19 protein-coding genes, 4 tRNA genes, 1 other RNA gene and 1 riboswitch are annotated in these 21,445 nt (G+C 67.8%); of the genes, 18 read left to right on the top strand and 6 right to left on the bottom strand.

The features are described 5' to 3' along the window. Window positions 1–4: 4 nt before the first annotated feature. From VGU03_RS11930 to VGU03_RS11910, 5 genes are all read left to right on the top strand, one after another. A tRNA-Gly gene (locus tag VGU03_RS11930) sits at window positions 5–80 on the top strand. A 126-nt stretch (window positions 81–206) separates the two neighbouring features. Beyond that, window positions 207–282, top strand: a tRNA-Gly gene (locus VGU03_RS11925). A gap of 70 nt (window positions 283–352) precedes the next feature. Then, window positions 353–426: transfer RNA gene (locus tag VGU03_RS11920), tRNA-Cys, on the top strand. Window positions 427–572: 146 nt separating this feature from the next. Further along, window positions 573–659: transfer RNA gene (locus tag VGU03_RS11915), tRNA-Leu, on the top strand. Window positions 660–677: 18 nt separating this feature from the next. Beyond that, complete coding sequence (locus VGU03_RS11910) at window positions 678–1,136, top strand: response regulator (protein ID WP_327480761.1); 459 nt, start codon at window positions 678–680, stop codon at window positions 1,134–1,136. A gap of 76 nt (window positions 1,137–1,212) precedes the next feature. Here VGU03_RS11910 and ssrA read toward each other — a convergent pair. Together ssrA and smpB are read right to left on the bottom strand one after the other, a co-directional pair. Next, window positions 1,213–1,566: a transfer-messenger RNA gene (ssrA, locus tag VGU03_RS11905) on the bottom strand. A gap of 78 nt (window positions 1,567–1,644) precedes the next feature. After that, window positions 1,645–2,136, bottom strand: a complete 492-nt coding sequence (smpB, locus tag VGU03_RS11900; RefSeq protein WP_091336452.1) for an SsrA-binding protein SmpB — start codon at window positions 2,134–2,136, stop codon at window positions 1,645–1,647. A 68-nt stretch (window positions 2,137–2,204) separates the two neighbouring features. Here smpB and VGU03_RS11895 point away from each other — a divergent pair, with 68 nt between their 5' ends. Then, the gene (locus VGU03_RS11895) at window positions 2,205–2,633 is read left to right on the top strand and encodes a type II toxin-antitoxin system RatA family toxin (RefSeq protein WP_327480759.1); all 429 of its coding nucleotides are present in this window, start codon (window positions 2,205–2,207) and stop codon (window positions 2,631–2,633) included. Continuing rightward, the gene (locus tag VGU03_RS11890) at window positions 2,626–2,898 is read left to right on the top strand and encodes an RnfH family protein (protein ID WP_327480757.1); all 273 of its coding nucleotides are present in this window, start codon (window positions 2,626–2,628) and stop codon (window positions 2,896–2,898) included. The genes VGU03_RS11895 and VGU03_RS11890 overlap by 8 nt, the downstream gene beginning before the upstream one ends. A gap of 3 nt (window positions 2,899–2,901) precedes the next feature. Here the strand turns inward: VGU03_RS11890 and VGU03_RS11885 are convergent, their stop codons facing one another. Then, complete coding sequence (locus tag VGU03_RS11885) at window positions 2,902–3,351, bottom strand: outer membrane protein assembly factor BamE (RefSeq protein WP_327480755.1); 450 nt, start codon at window positions 3,349–3,351, stop codon at window positions 2,902–2,904. A 75-nt stretch (window positions 3,352–3,426) separates the two neighbouring features. On the opposite strand from VGU03_RS11885, the gene fur reads away from it, so the two are divergent. Further along, a complete protein-coding gene (gene fur, locus VGU03_RS11880; protein WP_327480753.1) occupies window positions 3,427–3,843 on the top strand; it encodes a ferric iron uptake transcriptional regulator in 417 nt (138 codons plus the stop codon). A gap of 308 nt (window positions 3,844–4,151) precedes the next feature. Here fur and VGU03_RS11875 read toward each other — a convergent pair whose 3' ends face one another. Further along, window positions 4,152–5,747 (bottom strand): MASE1 domain-containing sensor histidine kinase, encoded by a 1,596-nt coding sequence (locus tag VGU03_RS11875; protein ID WP_327480751.1) that lies wholly within the window; start codon window positions 5,745–5,747, stop codon window positions 4,152–4,154. A gap of 158 nt (window positions 5,748–5,905) precedes the next feature. Between VGU03_RS11875 and VGU03_RS11870 the strand changes: the two genes are divergently transcribed. After that, entirely contained in the window at window positions 5,906–6,544 is a 639-nt protein-coding gene (locus VGU03_RS11870) for a response regulator transcription factor (RefSeq protein ID WP_327480749.1), read from the top strand. A 63-nt stretch (window positions 6,545–6,607) separates the two neighbouring features. On the opposite strand, the gene recN is transcribed toward VGU03_RS11870, so the two are convergent. After that, entirely contained in the window at window positions 6,608–8,281 is a 1,674-nt protein-coding gene (gene recN / locus VGU03_RS11865; RefSeq protein WP_327480747.1) for a DNA repair protein RecN, read from the bottom strand. A 143-nt stretch (window positions 8,282–8,424) separates the two neighbouring features. On the opposite strand from recN, the gene hrcA reads away from it, so the two are divergent. The 6 genes from hrcA (at window position 8,425) to VGU03_RS11835 (ending at window position 15,612) form a co-directional block, all read left to right on the top strand. Next, complete coding sequence (hrcA, locus tag VGU03_RS11860; protein WP_327480745.1) at window positions 8,425–9,483, top strand: heat-inducible transcriptional repressor HrcA; 1,059 nt, start codon at window positions 8,425–8,427, stop codon at window positions 9,481–9,483. An 83-nt stretch (window positions 9,484–9,566) separates the two neighbouring features. Continuing rightward, window positions 9,567–10,088, top strand: coding sequence for a nucleotide exchange factor GrpE (gene grpE / locus VGU03_RS11855; protein WP_327480743.1), 522 nt, complete (start codon window positions 9,567–9,569; stop codon window positions 10,086–10,088). A gap of 126 nt (window positions 10,089–10,214) precedes the next feature. Next, entirely contained in the window at window positions 10,215–12,137 is a 1,923-nt protein-coding gene (gene dnaK / locus VGU03_RS11850) for a molecular chaperone DnaK (protein WP_327480741.1), read from the top strand. Window positions 12,138–12,244: 107 nt separating this feature from the next. Then, window positions 12,245–13,372 (top strand): molecular chaperone DnaJ, encoded by a 1,128-nt coding sequence (gene dnaJ / locus VGU03_RS11845; protein ID WP_327480739.1) that lies wholly within the window; start codon window positions 12,245–12,247, stop codon window positions 13,370–13,372. A gap of 159 nt (window positions 13,373–13,531) precedes the next feature. After that, window positions 13,532–14,323 carry a 4-hydroxy-tetrahydrodipicolinate reductase gene (gene dapB / locus VGU03_RS11840; protein ID WP_327480737.1) on the top strand — a complete coding sequence of 264 codons (792 nt, stop codon included), beginning with the start codon at window positions 13,532–13,534 and terminating at the stop codon, window positions 14,321–14,323. Between the two features lie 56 nt (window positions 14,324–14,379). Further along, a riboswitch (yybP-ykoY riboswitch) is annotated at window positions 14,380–14,545 on the top strand. 68 nt (window positions 14,546–14,613) lie between these two features. Next, window positions 14,614–15,612, top strand: a complete 999-nt coding sequence (locus VGU03_RS11835) for a sodium:calcium antiporter (RefSeq protein ID WP_327480735.1) — start codon at window positions 14,614–14,616, stop codon at window positions 15,610–15,612. 2 nt (window positions 15,613–15,614) lie between these two features. On the opposite strand, the gene VGU03_RS11830 is transcribed toward VGU03_RS11835, so the two are convergent. Further along, window positions 15,615–16,310, bottom strand: coding sequence for a 2OG-Fe(II) oxygenase (locus VGU03_RS11830; protein WP_327480733.1), 696 nt, complete (start codon window positions 16,308–16,310; stop codon window positions 15,615–15,617). A 212-nt stretch (window positions 16,311–16,522) separates the two neighbouring features. Here VGU03_RS11830 and carA point away from each other — a divergent pair, with 212 nt between their 5' ends. From carA to greA, 3 genes are read left to right on the top strand one after another with little or no spacing between them, the layout of a single operon-like run. After that, the gene (gene carA / locus VGU03_RS11825) at window positions 16,523–17,650 is read left to right on the top strand and encodes a glutamine-hydrolyzing carbamoyl-phosphate synthase small subunit (RefSeq protein WP_327480731.1); all 1,128 of its coding nucleotides are present in this window, start codon (window positions 16,523–16,525) and stop codon (window positions 17,648–17,650) included. Next, window positions 17,650–20,877, top strand: coding sequence for a carbamoyl-phosphate synthase large subunit (carB, locus tag VGU03_RS11820; protein WP_327480729.1), 3,228 nt, complete (start codon window positions 17,650–17,652; stop codon window positions 20,875–20,877). Before carA ends, carB begins: the two co-directional genes overlap by 1 nt. Continuing rightward, entirely contained in the window at window positions 20,874–21,350 is a 477-nt protein-coding gene (greA, locus tag VGU03_RS11815; RefSeq protein WP_327480727.1) for a transcription elongation factor GreA, read from the top strand. Before carB ends, greA begins: the two co-directional genes overlap by 4 nt. Window positions 21,351–21,445: the final 95 nt, after the last annotated feature.

The raw sequence follows: 21,445 nt of genomic DNA, 5'->3' as shown, positions 1-21,445 counted from the left end.
CGATGCGGGAATAGCTCAGTTGGTAGAGCACGACCTTGCCAAGGTCGGGGTCGCGAGTTCGAGTCTCGTTTCCCGCTCCAGTTTCGATCGAAGCCCCGGCCCTGCCGGGGCTTCGTCGTTTGGCGCTGGTGTATCGCGGGCATGCTGGCTTTGCTTGCGAGGCCTTCCCATCCGGTCGCTTTCTGCTATGATTTCCAACTCTTGATGCGGGAATAGCTCAGTTGGTAGAGCACGACCTTGCCAAGGTCGGGGTCGCGAGTTCGAGTCTCGTTTCCCGCTCCAGTTTCCTGAAACCTCGGACCACCGGGGTTTTGTTTTTTTGAGCGGACCGCACACGCGTTCCGCGCGCGATGGCCAGGTGGCAGAGTGGTCATGCAGCGGCCTGCAAAGCCGTGTACGCCGGTTCGATTCCGACCCTGGCCTCCATTGCGCAATCTTCGAAGGCCCGCTACGGCGGGTCTTTTTTTGCCCGCGGCACAGGACATCCGGGTTCTGAGGCGCACGCGATCCCGCGCATGAAAAACTGGGTGGGCTTATCGCGTGCTGCTAGCATGCCGCTGGTTCACGCATCCGCCCGGATGGCGAAACTGGTAGACGCAAGGGACTTAAAATCCCTCAGCCGCAAGGCTATGCGGGTTCGACCCCCGCTCCGGGCACCAACTGATTCCACGGTGTCCATGTCCATTCGGTCCATTTCCGATATGCCCGGGCAGTGCGGCGCGGCGCTGAAGCCTGCTGCGGCTTCCGCCGACGCGGCGGGGTCGCAGGTATCCGATCCGAAGCCGCTGTCCGTCCTGCTGGTGGAGGACGATGTCCTGATCCGTATGGATGCGGCCGACATGCTGAGGGACCTCGGGCACGAGGTCGTGGAAACCGAATACGGCCCGGATGCGCTGGCCGTGCTGCGCGAGCGCCACATCGATGTGCTGGTCACCGACGTGGGGCTGCCAGGCATGTCAGGTACCGAGCTTGCTGAGCGGGCCCGTCAGTTGCAGCCGGGCATCGGCCTGGTCTTCGCCACCGGCAACACGGATCTGCAGGACGGGGAGGAAGGGGCGCGCGTGACCGTCCTGGGCAAGCCCTACGACAGCGCGAGCCTGGCGCAGAGCCTGAGCCGCGTGCACGGCCCGGCATAGGCCACACACCAGACAAAAGAAGGCCGGCATCCGCTTGCGCGTCATGCCGGCCGTCGTGCATCGCTCGATGCCGTATTGGTGGAGGTGGCGGGAGTCGAACCCGCGTCCGAAGGCGCTTGACGCCCGGTACTACATGCTTAGCTCACCGTTGGATCTCGTCCCGCGACAGCACGATGTGCGAAACGCATCGAAGGACCAGTCTGCTAGGAGTTAGCCGAAAACTGGCAGACGGCCGTTTCCAGCGATCCCGTGATGATGACCCTACATCCACGAGCACAGGCACAAGTGGGTTCGGGGCTAGGCCTTAAGCGGCCAGAGCGTAGTTGTCGTCGTTGGCAACTATGAGTTTGCGGCTGGATTTACGAGGAAAGCTGCCCCCTCGGCATGCACCAAGCCATCTCACTACCCCCGTCGAAGCCAGGACACCCCCGGGGAAACGCTGAGCTGGTCAGTCGTGGAAGTATATGGGGCCGGCGCCGTGCCCTTCAACGTGCGCGGACCCGAACGTTCAGGCCTCGCGGTTGTGGGCGCGCATGGTGCGCTGCTTCTCGCGTTGCCAGTCGCGTTCCTTTTCGGCGTCGCGCTTGTCGTGCGCCTGCTTGCCGCGCGCCAGGCCGATCTCCACCTTGACCTTGTTGCCCTTCCAGTACATCGCGATCGGCACCAGGGTGTAGCCCTTGCGCTCGACGGCGCCGATCAGCTGGTCGATCTCCTGCTTGTGCAGGAGCAGCTTGCGCGTGCGGCGGTCCTCGGCGATCACGTGGGTGGAGGCGCTGATCAGCGGCGGAATCGAGGTGCCGACCAGGAATATCTCGCCCTTGAGCACCACCGCGTAGCCATCGCCGAAGTTGATCCGTCCCGCGCGCAGCGCCTTCAGCTCCCAGCCCTGCAGCGCGATGCCGGCCTCGTAGCGCTGGTCGATGTGGTACTCGTGGCGAGCGCGCTTGTTGAGCGCGATGGTGCCGCCGGCGTGCTTGTCCTTGTCCTTCGCTTTTGCCATGTCCGCTAGAATTGCGCCTTTGCGGGTGCCCGCCGCAAACGGACATCCGGAATGAAAATGAGGCTACCGTGATCGAAATCCGACGAAGCGCCCTGGTCAACTACACGCCGGCGCAAATGTTCGATCTGGTCAACGATGTGGAAGCATACCCAAAGCGCTTCTCCTGGTGTGCCGGCGCGCAGGTGCTCGAGCGCGAGGGCGACGTGCTGGTGGCGCGCCTGGACCTGAAGTTCGCCGGCTTGCGCCAGAGCTTCACCACCCGCAACACCACCGAGCCTCCGCGGCGCCTGCACATGCATCTGGTGGAAGGCCCGTTCCGCAGCCTGGATGGGGTGTGGGAGTTCATTGCGCTGGGCGAGCAGGGCTGCAAGATCGCCCTCGCGCTGGATTTCGATTACGTGGGCCTGGGCGCCAGCGCCATCAAGCTGGGTTTCCAGGGCCTTGCCACGCGCATGGTCGAGGATTTCAGCCGCGAGGCCCAGCGTGCCTATGGCTGAGATCGTGGTGGAGGTGGTGCTGGCGCTACCCGGGCGCGTATTGCTGCGGCGGGTGCTGCTCGGCGCGGACGCCACCGTGGCCCAGGCCGTCGCGGCCGCAGGCCTGGAAGGCGAAGGCATCCAGGTCGATCACCAGCACCTGGGCATCTTCGGTCGACGCGTGGCGCCGGACCAACGGCTGCGCGACGGCGACCGGGTCGAGATCTACCGGCCGCTCACGCTGGACCCCAAGGACGCAAGGCGCCGTCGCGCCCGCGGTCGCTAGCGATCAGGGAGTGCCCGAGCCGGGCGTGCCCGACCCGCTTTCTTCGCCGCCGCTCTTGCTCTTGTCGCCCTGGGTCTCATCGACCGGGTAGGAGGCGTGGTACTTCTTGCTGTCCTTGAGCATCTGCTCCGGATCCTGCGCGAAGAAGTCGCCCTCGGTACGCACCAGGGTGTCGTTGTTGAAGGTGAGTGTGAAGGTGCGGATCTTGATCGCTCCGCCGCGATGCTGCTGGGTGGAGACGTAGTCCCAGCGGTTGTCGTTGAACGGCGTATGCACCGACGGCGAACCCAGCAGCACGAGCACCTGGTGCTTGGTCATGCCCGGCTGGAGCTGGTCGACGATCTTCTTGTCCAGGACGTTGCCCTGCTGCACGTCGGGGACGTAGACCAGTCCGCAGCCCGCCAGCGAGAGCGCCAGCATGGCCGAACCGAGCGTGCGAATCAGCTTGTGCATGCGTGTTTGCGTCCGGATCGTAAAGGTGTCGGATGATACACTAACGGCCTTGGTGCGCCGTGCTTGGAACTTGCTATGGAACAGGAAACCAGAGAACTGCGCCGGGTCGGCCTGAAGGTCACCCATCCGCGCACGCGGATCCTGCAGATCTTCGAGGAGGAGGGGGTGCAGCACCTCACCGCCGAGGACGTCTACAAGAAACTGCTCGCGGACCAGGAAGACATCGGGCTGGCCACCGTCTACCGCGTGCTGACTCAGTTCGAGGCCGCGGGCATCGTGGTCAAGCACAACTTCGAAGGCGGCCATGCCGTCTACGAACTCGACCGCGGCAAGCACCATGACCACATGATCGACGTAGACAGCGGCAAGGTCATCGAGTTCGTCAGCGAAGAGATCGAGCGGCTGCAGCAGGAGATCGCCGCCAAGCACGGCTACGTGCTGGAGGACCACAGTCTGGTGTTGTACGTGCGCTCGAAGGGGAAGGGGCGCTGAGGCAGAGCGGCCAGCGGCCAGTACGGTTTGCCCCGTTTCCGGTAAGGCTCCGCAGAAAGCGGGCATAAAAAAAGCCGCGGGAGGACTCCTGTCCGCCCACGGCTGATCCGGTACCACCTGACGCCCGGCCTGTGCGAATTGCTCGCTTGCCCGGCGGCGCCGTTGGTATCGGCGGAACGGCATCCTGCCATTCTTCGTGGCCACCGTCCCCACGGTGACCACGGCACGCCATCTTGCGATGGCGGCTCCCCCACATCGATGGAACCGATGCTAACGATGTGTTCACGACTGCGGTATTGGAAAAATTCCTAGGTCAGACGTCCCTGATCCCGGCCCGGCGTGCTGCCCCGCAACAAAACCCGCAGGTGCACGCCCTGATGGTTGGGGCGCAGCCGGAACAGGCCACCGAGCGAGGTGACGCGGTCGCGCATGCCCTGCAGGCCTCGGCCACCGCGAGGCAGCCGGCTGGGCAGGCCGATCCCGTCGTCGCGGATATCGAGCAGGGCCAGCACGCCGCCATGGCGTTCGCCGATGCGCAGGCGCAACCGGAATTCGCTGGCCTGGGCGTGCTTGACGGCGTTGGTGGCGCTTTCCTGTACCAGTCGGTACACCGCCGTGCGGGTGTCTTCGTCGAGCAGCCGCGGATCACCGCGCATGTCGGTGTGGAAGGCGATGCCTGCCGTGGTCAGCAGGTCGCGGATCGGGCCCTCGTCCAATGCGCGCAGCAGGCCGAATTCATCCAGCACGGCCGGGCGCAGGTCGTCCAGCAGCCGGTGCAGCGCCCGGCGCATGTAGCCCAGGATGGTATTGACCGAAACGCTGATGTCTTCCAGTCCGGCCTGACGCAGGCGCGCCTGGGCGAGCTTCATGTGGGTCTGGATGGCGGTGATGTTCTGGCCCAGCTCGTCGTGCAGTTCGGCCGCCATGTGGCGGCGCTGGCTCTCTTCCGCCTGCAGGTTGCCGCGGGCGGCATCTCGCAGCTGGCGTGCGAGTTGGTCGAGGCGGCGGTTGACGGCGCCCAGGTACACGTTCTGCTCGGCGACTCGCTCGCTGCTGCGGCGCAGGGCATCGGTTGCGGCGCCGAGCATCAGCGCGCCGGTGCCCGCCACGGCCAGGAACAGGTAGCCGGCCGCGTTCTGCGGATGGCCGGGCTGGTGGTCCACCGCAGTCATCCCCAGGCAGGAGATCAGCATGGCCAACGTGGCGCCGCGCCAACCGTGCCGGAACGCGAAGAACAGCACGGGCGCAAGCGATAGCACGCGGGCGAACTCCGGCTGCGGCGCGGCGTGCTCGGAAAGCATCAACAGCAGGGTCATGGCCGGCAGCATCACCAGCAGGCCGTCCATCACCAGGCTGGCGAGCATCTTCCGGCTGGGGCGAGCACGCAGCAGCATGATCGCCAGCGGCGCGATGAGCAGGACGCCCAGATAGTTGCCCAGCAGTTCGCGCCCGAGCGCTCGCGCCATCGCGGCCGGATCGGTGTTCTCGTGCAGCAGCGCCAGGATCACCGCGTCGGCGGCCGCGACCGCGCCCACCACCAGCACGGCCGAGAGCAACAGGCGCGTGGCTTCCTCCGGGTCGCGCAGGTTCGCATGCAGGTTGACCCGCCGCAGCAGCCACAAGCTCACCAGCATCACCAGCGGCTCGGGCAGGTCGCCCACCACGAAGGTTTCCCACACAGCCGGCAGTCCGGAGCGCAGGTCGAGGATGATCGTTGCGGCCAGTTCCAGTCCGAGCAGCCATAGCCATTGGCGTATCGGCACGATCAGCAGGGCGGCGAAACGCAGGCCGAACGGAAGCATCCAGTAGGGCTGCTGGGTAGGCAGCAGCACCAGCCACAGCGACACGTAGACGACGCCCAGCAGTGGACCGGAGTCGGGCAAGGAAAATGGCTTCGATCGCATGCGCGGATGGTACATGCCGCCTGCCCTGAGCACGGGCTGCCTTGCGGGCGGCAGCCCTTCTTCTTATAGACTCCATGGGGACAGGCGGTGACGCGGGCGCGCCCGATGCGGGGCGCCTGACATGGCATCGCCCGAAACTTGGAAACCAGCGGGGCGCCATGTACAGCATCGTTCTGGTCGACGACCACGCCATCGTCCGCGAGGGGTTCAAGCGGCTGATCGAGATGGAGCCGGACCTGGAGGTGATCGCCGAGTGCCGCTGTGCGGACGACGCGGTCGAGGCGATCAACCATCGCCGGCCCCACCTGGTGGCGCTGGATCTTTCCCTGCCCGATGGCAGCGGCCTGCCCCTGATCGAGCACCTGCACAGCCTTGCCCCGGATACGCACATCGTCGTACTCAGCATGCACGACGGCGAACCCTACGTGTCCGAGGCGCTGCGCCGCGGCGCCAGCGGCTACGTCACCAAGGGCGCTGCGCCGGAAGAACTGGTGGCCGGCCTGCGCCAGGTGATGCAGGGCGAGACTTTCCTAAGTTCCGACCTGCGCCAGCGTCGTGCCGAGCGGCCGAGCGAGGCGCTCGATCCGGTCAACCGGCTGACTGTGCGCGAGCGGGAAGTTTTCCTGCTGCTGGCCGCGGGAAAGGCGCCCAAGCAGGTGGCCGCGGCGCTCGGTGTGGGCCAGAAGACGATCTACATCCATCGCGCCAGCCTGATGGGCAAGCTGGGCGCGGGCTCGGAACTGGACCTGTACCGCATGGCGAGCGAGCGCGGTCTGCTGTCCGAGCGCAAGGGGTAGGCAACGGTTCTCCCGCTCCGGTGAGTCGGGCTGGCTGTCGTTCCCGTTTCCGGGGAAACCGGTTCAGGCGCTCTGCGCGCGTTCCAGCATCTGCCTGGCGTGAGCGCGGGTTTCCCGGGAGATCTCCACGCCGCCCAGCATGCGCGCCAGTTCGTCGCGGCGGCCCGGATCATCGAGCTTGTCGATCTGCGTACGGGTGGTGTCGCCCTCGCTGTGCTTGCTCACGCGCAGGTGGGCGTGGCCTTGCGCGGCGACCTGCGGCAGGTGCGTGACGCACAGCACCTGGCGCTCGGCGCCCAGCGCCCGCAGTTTCTGCCCCACTACTTCGGCCACGGCGCCGCCGATGCCGGTGTCGACCTCGTCGAACACCATCGTGCCGATGCTGTCCTTGCCCAGCGTCGCCACTTCGATGGCCAGGCTGATGCGCGCCAGTTCGCCGCCCGAGGCGACCTTGCGCAAGGCCCGTGGCGGTTGGCCCGGGTTGGCGCTGACCAGCAGTTCGCAGCGCTCGCGCCCCTGTGCGTCCGGCTCGTCGCCCTCGGCAGGCTCGAGTTCGACCACCAGCCGGCCGCCGGCCATGCCCAGCTCGGCCATCAGCGCGCTGACTTCGCCGCCCAGCCGGCCGGCGGCGTCGCGGCGGGACCGCCCCAGCTCGCCGGCCGCCGCCGCGTAGTCGCGCTCCAGGCGGACGCGCTCGCTGGCCAGCTTTTCGAGTACGCCGCCGGCGCCTTCCAGTTCGGCCAGTTCCGCCTGCAGCGTGGTCCAGCGCTCGTGCAGCTCGGCGGCGGGCAGGCGGTGGCGCCGGGCCAGTTCGTGCAGCCGCGCGAGATGGTTGTCGACTTCGGTATAGCGTTCGGGATCGAGGTCCACGTCCTGCGCGTAGCGGCTCAGCCCGTCCGCCGCTTCGCCGAGCTGGATCGAGGCATCGTCCAGCAGTTCCAGCACGGTGCCCAGGCGCGGATCGATCGCGGCGAGCTTGCCCAGTTCGGCGTGTGCCCGGCCCAGCGCGCGGCGCAGCGCGAACTCGCTGTCGCCATCGAGCAGCTCGACCACGCCGGCGGCGCCCTCGGCCAGCCGGCCGGCATTGGACAGGCGTTTGTGGCTGCCTTCCAGTTCCGCCAGCTCGGCCGGCGGAAGCGCCCACTTTTCCAGTTCGGCCGTCTCGTGGCGCAGCAGTTCTAGCCGTTGTTCGCGATTCTCCCCGCCGCTCAGCTTGCGGATGCGTGCGCCCAGTTCGCGCCATTGCGTGGCCAGCTCGCGCACCTGCGCGGCAAGCGCCTCGTGGCCGGCGAAGGCATCGAGCAGCGCGAGCTGGTGGTTGCGCGAGAGCAGCGCCTGGTGTTCGTGCTGGCCGTGGATCTCCACCAGCAAGGTAGCCAGTTCGCCGAGCTGGCTGGCGTTGGCGGGACGGCCATTGATCCAGGCGCGCGAGCTGCCTTCGGCGCGGATGACCCGGCGCAGCTGGCAGGCGCCTTCGTCGTCGAGTTCCTCGCGCTCGAGCCACGCGCGCGCCTCGGGCAGGGCGGACAGGTCGAACTCCGCCGCCAGTTCGGCGCGGTCACAACCCTCGCGCACCATGCCGCTGTCCGCACGGGCGCCGGCCAACAACATCAGCGCATCGACCAGCAGCGACTTGCCGGCGCCAGTCTCGCCGCTGACCACGGTCAGGCCGGGCCCGAACGTGACCTCGGCTTCTTCGACGACGGCGAAATGGCGGACGTAGAGTGAGGTGAGCATGGACGAGGGGCGCAATGAGGTCGCGCGATTGTAAGGGCAGGGGTGAAGGGCGAGTAGCGGCGTGCACCGCGCGGCGGCACGGTTTTCTTGCATTCTTCCGCGGGGCACCTTATTTGTGTGCTGTCTCATCACCTGCAACGCGCATGCCTCTCTCCCATGGCCACGACCTCGATGCCCGTGCCCGGCGCCTGCTGCGCACGCTGATCGCGCAATACCTGGCCGACGGCGAACCGGTCGGGTCGCGCACGTTGTCGCGCTCCTCCGGCCTGGACGTGAGTCCGGCGACCATCCGCAACATCATGGCCGACTTGGAGGAGGCCGGCCTGGTCGCCTCGCCGCACACCTCGGCCGGCCGCGTGCCGACGCCGCGCGGCCTGCGCCTGTTCGTCGACAGCCTGATCGAGCTGCAGCCGCTGCCGCGCGAGGAGATGGCCCGCCTGAAGCGTGAGCTCCCGCCCGGCCCGACCACCACCCGCGACCTGCTGAGCAACGTCTCGACCCTGCTCTCGGCGATGACCCACTTCGCCGGGGTGGTGACGGTGCCGCGCCAGGGCGACTTTCCGCTGCGCCACATCGACTTTGTGCCGCTGCCCGACGCGCGCGTGCTGGTGATCCTGGTGTTCTCCGACAACCAGGTGCAGAACCGCATTGTGCAGCTGGCCAAGCCGCTGGACGGCCGCGAGCTGGAGCAGGCGGCCAACTATCTCAACACGCATTTCGCCGGGCTGCGGGTGGACGACATCCGCGCCCATCTGCTGCGCGAACTGCGCGAGGCGGGCAGCGAACTGAACCGCCTGGTGGCGAGCGCAACCGAACTGGCTGCAGCCTCCTTCGCGCCCCAGGGGGGCGAAGACGTGCTGGTCAGCGGCCAGACCAACCTGATGGGCTATGCCGAGCTGGCCGACCTGGACCGCCTGCGCGAGCTGTTCGAGGCGTTCCAGAAGAAGAACGAGCTGCTGCAGCTCATGGAAGTGTGCGCGCGGGCGCCGGGCGTGCGCCTGTTCATCGGCGAGGAATCGGGTTTCGCGGCGCTCGACGGCTGCAGCGTCGTGACCGCCAGCTATGGCGCGCAGGGACGGGTGCTGGGAGCGATCGGCGTGATCGGGCCGACCCGGATGGCCTACGAGCGGGTGATCCCGGTGGTGCAGGCCACCGCCGGATTGCTCAGCGACGCCTTGAATCGCGCTGCGACGTCCCTATAACCGCCCCCGGAGGGCGGGTTTCCCGCAGGTTTCTTTCGGTCGGCACGGAGGTGCCGGCCCGGACTTTCGTTTGGGAGTAATGCATGCAGAACAACGAGCAGACGCCGGGACAGGTGCAAGAGGCAGGTTCATCGGAAGCACCCGGGCTTGACGCCCTGCAGGCCCGCATCGCCGAGCTGGAGGCGAGCAATGCCGAGCTGCGCGAGAGCGTATTGCGCGAGCACGCCGAGCTGGAGAACCAGCGCCGTCGCCTGCATCGCGACCTGGAGCAGGCCCGCCGCTTCGCCAACGAGAAGCTGCTCAACGAACTGCTGCCGGTCTACGACAGCCTGGAGCGCGGCCTGGCCATCGAGGGCGGCGACGCCGCCGCCATCCGCGAAGGCCTGGCGCTCACGCTGAAGGCGCTGTTGAAGGTCGCCGAGTCCCACGGCCTGGTGCAGGTCGACCCCGTGGGCCAGCCGCTGGATCCCGAGCGCCACCACGCCGTGAGCATGGTCGACGCGCCGGGCCAGGCGGCCGGCACCGTGGTCAACGTGCTGCAGAAGGGCTACGTGCTGAACGACCGGCTGCTGCGGCCGGCGCTGGTCGCCGTCGCCAGGGATTGACCGGCCACCGCACTGAACGCGACATATCGGAAGCCGCGCCGGCATTGAATCGTCCTCTGCAGGCCTCCATCTGAAAAACCATCGCGGCCGCGGGGGCCGCCTAGAAAACAATTGGAGTGGAAGAGTATGGGCAAGATCATCGGCATCGACCTGGGCACGACCAATTCCTGCGTCGCCGTCATGGACGGCAGCAACGCCAAAGTGATCGAGAACGCCGAGGGCGACCGCACCACGCCGTCCATCGTCGCCTTCACCAAGGACAACGAAGTCCTCGTGGGCGCGCCGGCCAAGCGCCAGAGCGTGACCAACCCCAAGAACACCTTCTACGCGGTCAAGCGCCTGATCGGCCGCAAGTTCACCGACGCCGAGGTCCAGAAGGACCTGCACATCGTGCCCTACGGCATCGTGGCGCACGACAACGGCGACGCCTGGGTGCAGACCTCCGACGGCAAGAAGATGGCGCCGCAGGAGATCTCGGCCAAGGTGCTGATGAAGATGAAGAAGACCGCCGAGGACTACCTCGGCGAACCGGTCACCGAGGCGGTGATCACGGTGCCGGCCTACTTCAACGACAGCCAGCGCCAGGCGACCAAGGACGCCGGCCGCATCGCGGGCCTGGAGGTCAAGCGCATCATCAACGAGCCCACCGCGGCGGCGCTGGCCTATGGCCTGGACAAGAAGGGTGGCGACCGCAAGATCGCGGTGTACGACCTGGGCGGCGGCACCTTCGACGTGTCGATCATCGAGATCGCCGAGGTCGACGGCGAGAAGCAGTTCGAAGTGCTGGCCACCAACGGCGACACCTTCCTCGGCGGCGAGGACTTCGACAAGCGCGTCATCGACTACCTCGTCGACGAATTCCAGAAGGACCAGGGCATCGACCTGCGCAAAGACCCGCTGGCGCTGCAGCGCCTGAAGGACGCGGCCGAGCGCGCCAAGATCGAGCTGTCCTCCGCGCACCAGACCGAGGTGAACCTGCCGTACGTGACGGCCGACGCCTCCGGTCCGAAGCACCTCAACATCAAGCTCACCCGCGCCAAGCTTGAGGCGCTGGTCGAGGACCTGGTCAAGCGCACCATCGAGCCGTGCCGCATCGCGCTCAACGACGCCGGCCTGCGCGTCTCCGACGTCAACGAGGTGATCCTCGTCGGCGGCCAGACCCGCATGCCCAAGGTGCAGGAATCGGTCAAGGACTTCTTCGGCAAGGAGCCGCGCAAGGACGTCAACCCGGACGAAGCCGTGGCCGTGGGCGCGGCGATCCAGGGCGGCGTGCTGGGCGGCTCGGTCAAGGACGTGCTGCTGCTGGACGTCACCCCGCTGTCGCTCGGCATCGAGACGATGGGCGGCGTGATGACCAAGCTGATCGAGAAGAACACCACCGTGCCGACCAAGGCGGCGCAGACCTTTTCCACCGCCGACGACAACCAGACCGCGGTGACCGTGCACGTGCTGCAGGGCGAGCGCGAGCGCGCCAGCGCGAACAAGTCGCTGGGCCGCTTCGACCTGTCGGGCATCGACCCGGCGCCGCGCGGCATGCCGCAGATCGAGGTTACGTTCGACATCGACGCCAACGGCATCCTGCACGTGTCGGCCAAGGACAAGAAGACCGGCAAGGAACAGAAGATCGAGATCAAGGCCGGTTCGGGCCTGTCCGAGGACGAGATCCAGCGCATGGTCGCCGACGCCGAGGCGAACAAGGAAGAGGACCGCAAGTTCCACGAGCTGGTCGCCACCCGCAACAAGGCCGACCAGCTGGTGCACGCCACCCGCAGCGCGCTGAAGGAGCACGGCGGCAAGGTCGGCGCGCAGATCGGCGGCATCGAGGAGGCGCTGTCGGACCTGGAGAAGGTCAAGGACGGCGACGACAAGGCCCAGATCGAGGCCAAGATGCAGAAGCTCGAGCAGGTCGCGCAGGCGCTCTACGCCGCGGCGCAGGGCGGCGGCACCGGTCCCGAGGCCGGTCCGCAGGCCGCGCCCGGCGGTGGTTCGGCACAGCCGGACGACGTGGTCGATGCCGAGTTCACCGAAGTCAAGGATGAGAAGAAGTAATCGTCGGCAGCCGGTGCCGCAATGAAACAGCCCGCGCCGGCTATCATGCCGCGCGGGCTGTTTCTTGAGTGGCCGGCACAGGATCCGAGCAGGGGCAGTTGAAAGTCATGAATGCAGCAACGGGCAAGCGCGATTACTACGAGGTGCTCGGCGTCGAGCGCACCGTCACCGAAGTCGAGCTGAAGAAATCCTTCCGCCGCCTGGCGATGAAATACCATCCGGACCGCTGCCCGGACGATCCCGCTGCGCAGGAGAAATTCAAGGAGGCCAAGGAGGCCTACGAGGTCCTGGCCGATCCGCAAAAGCGCGCCCTGTACGACCAGCACGGCCATGCCGCTTTCGAAGGCGGCATGGGCGGCCGCGGCGGCTTCGGTGACATGGGCGACATCTTCGGGGATATCTTCGGCGACATCTTCGGCATGGGCGGCCGCGGCCGCCCGCGTCGTGGCGCGGACCTGCGCTACGTGATGGAGCTGGACCTGGAAGAGGCGGTCTTCGGCGTGGAGAAGACCATCGAGATCCCCACCCAGGTCAATTGCCACCACTGCAACGGGTCCGGTTCGGCCGACGGCAAGACGGCGCAATGCAAGACCTGCCACGGCCACGGCCGCGTGCGCATGCAGAACGGCATCTTCTCTATCCAGCAGGCCTGCCCGCATTGCGGCGGCAGTGGCCAGACCATCGAGAAGCCCTGCAAGGCCTGCCATGGCGAAGGTCTGCTGGAGGAGCGGCGTACGCTGTCGGTGCGCATTCCGGCCGGCGTGGACAATGGCGACCGCATCCGCCTGGCGGGGCAGGGCGAAGCCGGCCCTAGCGGCGTCGAGCCGGGCGATCTGTACGTCGACGTGCGTGTGCGCGAGCACGCGATCTTCCAGCGTGACGGCAACGACCTGCATTGCGAGGTGCCGATCCGCTTCGCGCAGGCCGCGCTCGGCGCCGAGCTCAAGGTGCCGACGCTGGAGGGCGAAGTGGCGGTGTCGATCCCGCCGGAGACCCAGACCGGGCAGACCTTCCGCCTGCGCGGGCGTGGCGTGAAGTCGGTGCGCTCCGGCCGCGTCGGCGACCTGATCTGCCGCGTCATGGTGGAAACCCCCGTGCGCCTGACCCGCGAGCAGCGCGAGCTGCTGGAGAAACTGGAGGCCACTTTCGTCGACGGCGAGCCGGACGCGCATACGCCGCGGGCCAAGAGCTGGGTCGACGGCGTGAAGGACTTCCTCTCGCGGGTCACTTCGTAGCAGGCCTAGCGTTCCGGGTGGCGCTCCGCTCTCCGGAAACTTCCAGTAGGGGGACGCCTTTTCCCCATCTCGGGACAAGCTGCCGCGCGCTTCCCAATGGCGCAGCGGCCGGCCTTCCGGCGCTGCTACGCTAGCTCCCTTTCCCATACGGACCCCGCCATGCATCGACCGCTCCGCCTCGCCGTCAACGGCGCCACCGGCCGCATGGGCCGCGTGTTGCTCGATCTGTTGCGTGACGACGGCCGCTTCGAGGTGGTGGCGGCCGTGACGGCGCCGGGCATGCCGCAACTGGGCGAACGCGCCTACCACGACCGCGCCGCGCCCTGCCTGCGCGCCGACTGGCCGTCCGAGGCGCTCGACGTGGTGATCGACTTCAGCGGACCGGCCGGGCTCGCCTCGGCGCTCGAGCATTGCAGGGCGCACGGCATCGCGCTGGTCAGCGGCACCACCGGCATCGACGCGGCGCTCGGCGGACGCTTGTCCGAAGCGGCCGCGCACATCCCGTTGATGCACGCGAGCAATTTCAGCCTCGGCGTGGCGGTGCTCACGCGGCTGCTGCGCCAGGCCGCCGCCGCGTTGCCGGACTGGGACCTGGAGATCGTCGAAGCCCACCACGGCCGCAAGCTCGATGCGCCTTCAGGCACTGCGCTCTCGCTGGGCGAGGCGGCGGCCGCCGCGCGCGGCACCGGCCTGGAGCACGTCGGCGTGACGGGCGGCCGCGAGGGCGCGCGCCGCCCGGGCAGCATCGGCTTCGCGGTGGTCCGCGGCGGCGACATCGTGGGCGAGCACAGCGCCCTGCTGATCGGTACGGGTGAACGCGTGGAGCTGGGGCACCGGGCCACCGACCGGACGATCTTCGCGCGCGGCGCCATCGAGGCGGCGCACTGGCTGTGCAGCCAGCCGTCGGGCGCATACGGCCTGGACGCGCTGCTGGCACAGCGCCTCGCCTAGGGCATCCCGCACGCCGGTCCGCGCTTGTTGCGCCGCCGTGGCGCCGCTACCATGCGCGGGTTGTCATTGGGGAGTAGCCATCCTCACCCCGCGAAGGCCGCGCCTTCGTTTCCCGAGGAATCCGCGTCAACAGACTTGGAGCGAATGCTCCATGGCGTGGATGGCCGCAGCGCCACGAGCTGGCGTGCGTTGCCCGGCGAGACCTTTGGCCACGATGCGCTCGAACCCTTGCCGGGCGGGCCGCATCGTCGCGCCAAGGTTTTCTCGCTCGCCCGGCCGGAAACGTATCGATGCTCGCCACGCTGTGGTTCCTGCTCTCGGCCGGCGCGATCTACGCGGCCTGCGAGTACTTCGTCAACGGCATCGAATGGTTGGGTCGCAAGCTCCGGCTCGATGCCACTGCCACCGGCACGGTGCTGGCCGCCTTCGGTACCGCGTTGCCGGAAAGCGCCGTCACGTTCATCGCGGTGGTGCTCGGACGCACGCCGGAGCAGCGTGACATCGGCGTGGGCGCGGCGCTCGGCGGCCCCTTGGTGCTCGGTACGATCGCCTATGCCGTCGTGGGCATCGCATTGTGGAGCAACCGGCGCCGGCTGCGGCGGCCCAGCGCCGTGGTCAGGGTCGACAGCGCGCGGCTCGCGCGCGACCAGCGGTGGTTCCTGTCGATCTTCGTGGTCAAGTGTGCGCTGGGCCTGGTGGCGTTCGCATGGAAGCCCTGGCTGGGGGTACTGTTTCTTGCCGCCTATGGGTTGTACGTGTGGCGCGAGCTCCGCAGTGGCGAGACCGCGCCCGAAGAAGAGGCGCTGGAGCCTTTGAAGTTCCATCCCGGCGCGCCCGACCCGGCCATGTGGCGTGTGCTGGCGCAATGCGTGTTGGCGCTGGCGGTGATTGCCGGCGCCTCGCGCATCTTCGTCGCGCAGATCGACGCGATCGGCGTGGCGCTGAGGCTGTCGGCGCACCTGGTCGCGCTGGTGCTCAGCCCCGTGGCGACCGAATTGCCCGAAACGGTCAATGCGTTGATCTGGGTACGCCAGGGCAAGGAGCGGCTCGCGCTGGCGAACATCTCCGGCGCGATGATGATCCAGGCCACCATCCCGAGCTCGCTGGCATTGTTCTTCACGCCCTGGTTGTTCGATCTGCCGCTGGTGCTCGCCGGCGTGCTGACCACGGTGGCGGTGGCCTACCTGTGGTGGCTGTTCCGGCGCGGCCGCGTGAACGCGCGCTGGCTGGTGCCGGTCGGGCTGCTGTACGGCGTATTCGCCGTGTTCGTTGCGTGGCGCCTTGCCTGAGGTCAGTCGCGATGCGCGGCGTTGCGGTCGCGCCCGGCGCCGAATTTGCGGTCCAGCGTGCCGAGCAACTTCTTGAAGCCGCGCGCGAACTTGCCGCGGCGCGTCTTGCGCAGCTTCTCTTCCTCGCTGGTGAGCCAGGCGACCTGGATCACGCGCCGCTCGCCCTCGTAGGGCAGGTGGCCGTGGAAGGAGTTGTCGCAACGCTTGAACACGGCGAACTCGCCGTACAGCGGCGTAAGTTCGGGGGCTACCAGGTCGTCGATATCGTCGATCCGGCGCAGGAAACGCAGGCAGCCGTCGCTGGTGTCCGGCCACTGGTTGTTGAGATAGAGCAGCGCCGTGGCGACCTTGGACCGGCTGTCGGTGTGGATGGTGCCGTGGCGCCTGTTGAGGTGGCGGCACAGGGTGACCAGCGTCGGGTACTGGCTCAGGTCTTCGATACCCAGGCGCGCCCCGATGGTGCGTGCAAAGGCCGGCGCGGTGAGGTTGGCCACCAGCGCGTTGATCGAAGGGCCGCAATCGGCCGGATCGTAGGGAAAGAAGCCTGCGCTGGCGTAGCGGGGGAAATCCCGGTCCAGCTCGTGGCGCGCATCGTCGGGCAGCTGGCCGTGGGCGATCAGGAACGGAAACGGTTCCAGCCGCACGTCCGTATCGGGACGGTCGAGGCGGGCGGGATCGAGCAGGACAGTGGCGTTCATGGACGGCCGCAGGAACGTGACAGGCACAAGTTTAGCGCGCGCCTGCAGCATCCAGGCGCACGGCTGGACGCCCTGTTCACGCTTCGGTGCGGTGGACAGCAAGGCCCCCCGCACCTATCATTGCGTCCCGCCCAAGTCTTCTTCCGACCCCAAGGTCCACAAGCCTGCTTCCACGCGGCTTGCGGACTTTGCTGCACCTAAAGGCGGCCCCCATGCCCAATCCCGCTCTGCTTGCCCTCGAAGACGGCAGCGTGTTTCACGGCTACGCCGTGGGCGCGACTGGCGAAACCGTCGGCGAGGTGGTTTTCAACACGGCGATGACGGGCTATCAGGAGATCCTCACCGATCCGTCCTACGCCCGCCAGATCGTTACTCTCACCTACCCGCACGTCGGCAACACCGGCGTGAATGCGCCCGATGCCGAATCCACGCGCGTGCAGGCTGCCGGCCTGATCGTGCGCGACGTGCCGCGCCGGCCGAGCAACTGGCGCAGCACCGAGAGCCTGCCCGAATACCTGGCCCGCCAGGGCATCGTGGCGATCGCCGGCATCGACACGCGCCGGCTCACCCGCATCCTGCGCGACAAGGGCGCCCAGAACGGCTGCATCCTGGCCGGCGAGGGCATCGATGCCGAGGCCGCGCTGGCCAAGGCGCGCGCCTTCCCCGGCCTGAACGGCATGGACCTGGCCAAGGTGGTCAGCGTGCGCGAGCCCTATCGCTGGACCGAGGGCGTGTACGACCTCGACCGCGCCGCCTTCCGTCAGCCCGCACTGCGCCACAAGGTGGTCGCCTACGATTACGGCACCAAGCTGCAGATCCTGCGCCTGCTCGCCGAGGCCGGCTGCGACGTCACCGTGGTGCCGGCGCAGACTCCCGCCGCCGAGGTGCTGGCGATGCGGCCCGATGGCGTGTTCCTGTCCAACGGCCCCGGCGACCCGGCCGCCTGCGACTACGCCATCGAGGCGACGCGCGCCTTCCTCGACGCGAAGATCCCGCTATTCGGCATCTGCCTGGGCCATCAGCTGATGGGCCTGGCCCTTGGCGGCAGGACCATCAAGATGAAGTTCGGCCACCACGGCGCCAACCATCCGGTGAAGGACCTCGACGATGGCCGCGTGCTGATCACCAGCCAGAACCACGGTTTCGCGGTGGACCCGGCGACGCTGCCGGCCAACGTGCGCGTCACCCACACTTCGCTGTTCGATGGCTCGCTGCAGGGCTTCGCGCTCACCGACCGCCCGGCGTTCTGCTTCCAGGGCCATCCCGAGGCTTCCCCGGGACCGACCGACGTCGGCTATCTCTTCGCGCGCTTCGCGCAGCTCATGCAGGAGGCCCGCTAATGCCCAAGCGCACCGACATCAAGAGCGTGCTGATCATCGGCGCGGGCCCGATCGTGATCGGTCAGGCCTGCGAGTTCGACTATTCCGGCGCCCAGGCCTGCAAGGCGCTGCGTGAAGAGGGTTACCGGGTCGTCCTGGTCAACTCCAACCCGGCCACCATCATGACCGACCCGGAGATGGCCGACGCGGTCTACATCGAGCCGATCAACTGGCAGACGGTCGAACGCATCATCGCCAAGGAACGCCCCGATGCGGTGCTGCCGACCATGGGCGGCCAGACCGCGCTCAACTGCGCGCTGGACCTGGCGGACAACGGCGTGCTCGAGAAGTACGACGTCGAGCTGATCGGCGCTTCGCGCGACGCCATCCGCATGGCCGAGGACCGCGAGCTGTTCAAGCAGGCCATGGCCGACATCGGCCTGGAATGCCCGAAGGCGGAAGTGGCCCGCAGCTACGAGCAGGCGGTCGAGATCCAGGCCAAGGTGGGCTTTCCCACCATCATCCGCCCGAGCTTCACGCTGGGCGGCTCCGGCGGCGGCATCGCCTACAACGTCGAGGAGTTCGAGGAGATCATCAAGCGCGGCCTCGAGCTTTCGCCGGTGCACGAAGTCCTGGTCGAAGAGTCGGTGCTGGGCTGGAAGGAATTCGAGATGGAGGTGGTCCGCGACAAGGCGGACAACTGCATCATCGTCTGCTCGATCGAGAACCTGGACCCGATGGGCGTGCACACCGGCGACTCGATCACCGTGGCGCCGGCGCAGACGCTCACCGACAAGGAATACCAGCGCCTGCGCGACGCCTCCATTGCCGTGCTGCGCAAGATCGGCGTGGACACCGGCGGCTCCAACGTGCAGTTCGGCATCAATGCCGAGAACGGCCGCGTGGTGGTGATCGAGATGAACCCGCGCGTGTCGCGCTCCTCGGCGCTGGCCTCCAAGGCGACCGGTTTCCCGATTGCGAAGGTCGCCGCCAAGCTGGCCGTCGGCTACACGCTGGACGAGCTCAAGAACGACATCACCGGCGGCCTCACGCCGGCCTCGTTCGAACCGACCATCGACTACGTGGTCACCAAGATTCCGCGCTTCGCCTTCGAGAAGTTCCCGTCTGCCGACGCGCGCCTGACCACCCAGATGAAGTCGGTGGGCGAGGTGATGGCGATGGGCCGCACCTTCCACGAATCCTTGCAGAAGGCGCTGCGCGGGCTGGAGATCGGCAAGACCGGGCTCAACCCGACCGGCGTCGACTTCGGCAGCGATGCCGGCCTGGCCAAGCTCAAGCGCGAGCTGCGCGAGCCGCGGCCCGACCGCGTGTTCTACCTGGCCGACGCGTTCCGCGCCGGGCTGTCGCTGGAGGAGATCCACGAACTCAGCCGCGTCGATCCCTGGTTCCTGGCGGCCTTCGAGGACATCGTCCTGGCCGAGAAGGAGGTCAGGAGCCAAGGCCTGACCGCGCTCAACGCCTCGCGCATGCGCGAACTGAAGCGCATGGGCTTCGCCGACGCGCGCATCGCGCAACTGCTCAGCACCGACGAGGCGGCCGTGCGCCACCTGCGCCACACGCTCGGCGTGCGCCCGGTGTACAAGCGCGTGGATTCCTGCGCAGCCGAGTTCGCCACCGGCACCGCCTACATGTACTCGACCTACGAGGAAGAGTGCGAGGCCAATCCGACCGACCGCGAGAAGATCATCGTGCTCGGCGGCGGTCCCAACCGCATCGGCCAGGGCATCGAGTTCGACTACTGCTGCGTGCATGCGGCGCTGGCGCTGCGTGAGGACGGGTTCGAGACCATCATGGTCAACTGCAACCCCGAAACCGTCTCCACCGACTACGACACCTCCGACCGACTGTACTTCGAGCCGCTGACGCTCGAGGACGTGCTGGAGATCGTCGAGCTTGAGAAGCCCAAGGGCGTGATCGTGCAGTACGGCGGCCAGACCCCGCTCAAGCTCGCGCGCGCGCTGGAGGCCGCCGGCGTGCCGGTGATCGGCACCTCGCCCGACTCGATCGACCTGGCCGAGGACCGCGAGCGCTTCCAGCAGATGATCGTGAAGCTCGGCCTGCGCCAGCCGCCCAACCGCACCGCGCGCAACGCCGACGAGGCGCTGGCGCTGGCCCGCGAGATCGGCTATCCGCTGGTGGTGCGCCCGAGCTACGTGCTGGGCGGCCGCGCCATGGAAGTGGTCTACGACGACGCCGACCTTTCGCGCTACATCCGCGAGGCGGTGCAGGTGTCAAACGATTCGCCGGTGCTGCTGGACCGCTTCCTCGACCACGCGGTCGAGGTGGACGTGGACATCATCGCCGACGCCGAAGGCAACGTGCTGGTCGGCGGCATCATGGAGCACATCGAGGAGGCCGGCGTGCACTCGGGCGATTCCTCCTGCTCGCTGCCGCCGTACTCGCTCTCCGCGGAAGTCCAGGACGAGCTGCGCCGCCAGGTCGCCGCGATGGCCAAGGAGCTCAAGGTCGTCGGCCTGATGAACACGCAGTTCGCGATCCAGGGCGATACCGTCTACATCCTGGAGGTGAACCCGCGCGCCTCGCGCACGGTGCCGTTCGTCTCCAAGGCGACCGGCGTGCCGCTGGCCAAGATCGCCGCGCGCTGCATGGCCGGCCGCACGCTGATCGGGCAGGGCGCCACGCGCGAGGTGATCCCCGCCTACTTCTCCGTGAAGGAGGCGATCTTCCCCTTCCTGAAATTCCAGAACGTCGATCCGATCCTCGGTCCGGAGATGCGCTCCACCGGCGAGGTGATGGGTGTGGGCCGCAACTTCGGTGCCGCCTTCGCGCGGGGCCACGAGGCGGCGGGCATCAAGACGCCCAAGGCGGGCAAGGTGTTCCTGTCCGTGCGTGACGCGGACAAGGCGCGGTTGCTGCCGGTGGCGAAGGAAGTGCTGGCACGCGGTTTCCGCCTGGTGGCCACCAGCGGCACCGCGGCCTACCTCGACGAGCACGGCGTGGCCTGCGAACGGGTCAACAAGGTGCTCGAAGGGCGGCCGCACATCGTCGACCTGATCAAGAACGGCGAGATCGGCTACATCGTGAACACGACCGAGGGCAAGCAGGCCATCGCCGACTCGTTCTCGATCCGGCGCGAGGCGCTGCAGCATCGCGTCACCTATTCCACCACCGTGGCAGGTGCGCGTGCGCTGGTCCATTCGCTGGATTTCCACGGCGAGGGCGACGTGCACAGCCTGCAGGAACTGCACAAGGAGCTGAGCGCATGAGTCGCGCCCCCATCACCAAGACCGGTTCGGAGCGCCTGCGCGGCGAGCTGGAGCGCCTGAAGTCCATCGAGCGTCCGCGGATCATTGCGGCGATCGCCGAGGCCCGCGCGCACGGCGACCTGAAGGAGAACGCCGAGTACCACGCGGCCCGGGAGCAGCAGAGTTTCATCGAGGGGCGCATCGGCGAGCTGGAAGCCGCGCTGTCGACCGCCGAGGTGATCGACGTGTCCAAGCTCGGCGCCGGCAGCAAGGTGGTCTTCGGGGCGACCGTGGACCTGGAGGACGAGGATTCGGGCGAGCCGGTGACCTACCAGATCGTGGGCGACCTGGAGGCGGACATCAAGCAGCGGCTGATCGCGGTGTCTTCCCCGATCGCCCGCGCGCTGATCGGCAAGAGCGCGGGCGACAGCTTCGAATTCAAGGCGCCCAACGGCGTCAAGCGCTACGAGATCACCGGCGTGCGCTACGAGTGACCGCCAGTGGGCGCGCAGGGTAGGCTTAGGCCGCCCTGCCAAGCCCGCTGGCGCCGAGCGCAGGCAATAAAAAAGGCCGCATCAAGCGGCCTTTT

The organism is Frateuria sp., assembly GCF_035944355.1.
Lineage (GTDB): Bacteria > Pseudomonadota > Gammaproteobacteria > Xanthomonadales > Rhodanobacteraceae > Frateuria_A.
Note: the sequence above shows the minus strand (reverse complement) of the source record. Positions and strands in the feature narration are given on the sequence as shown.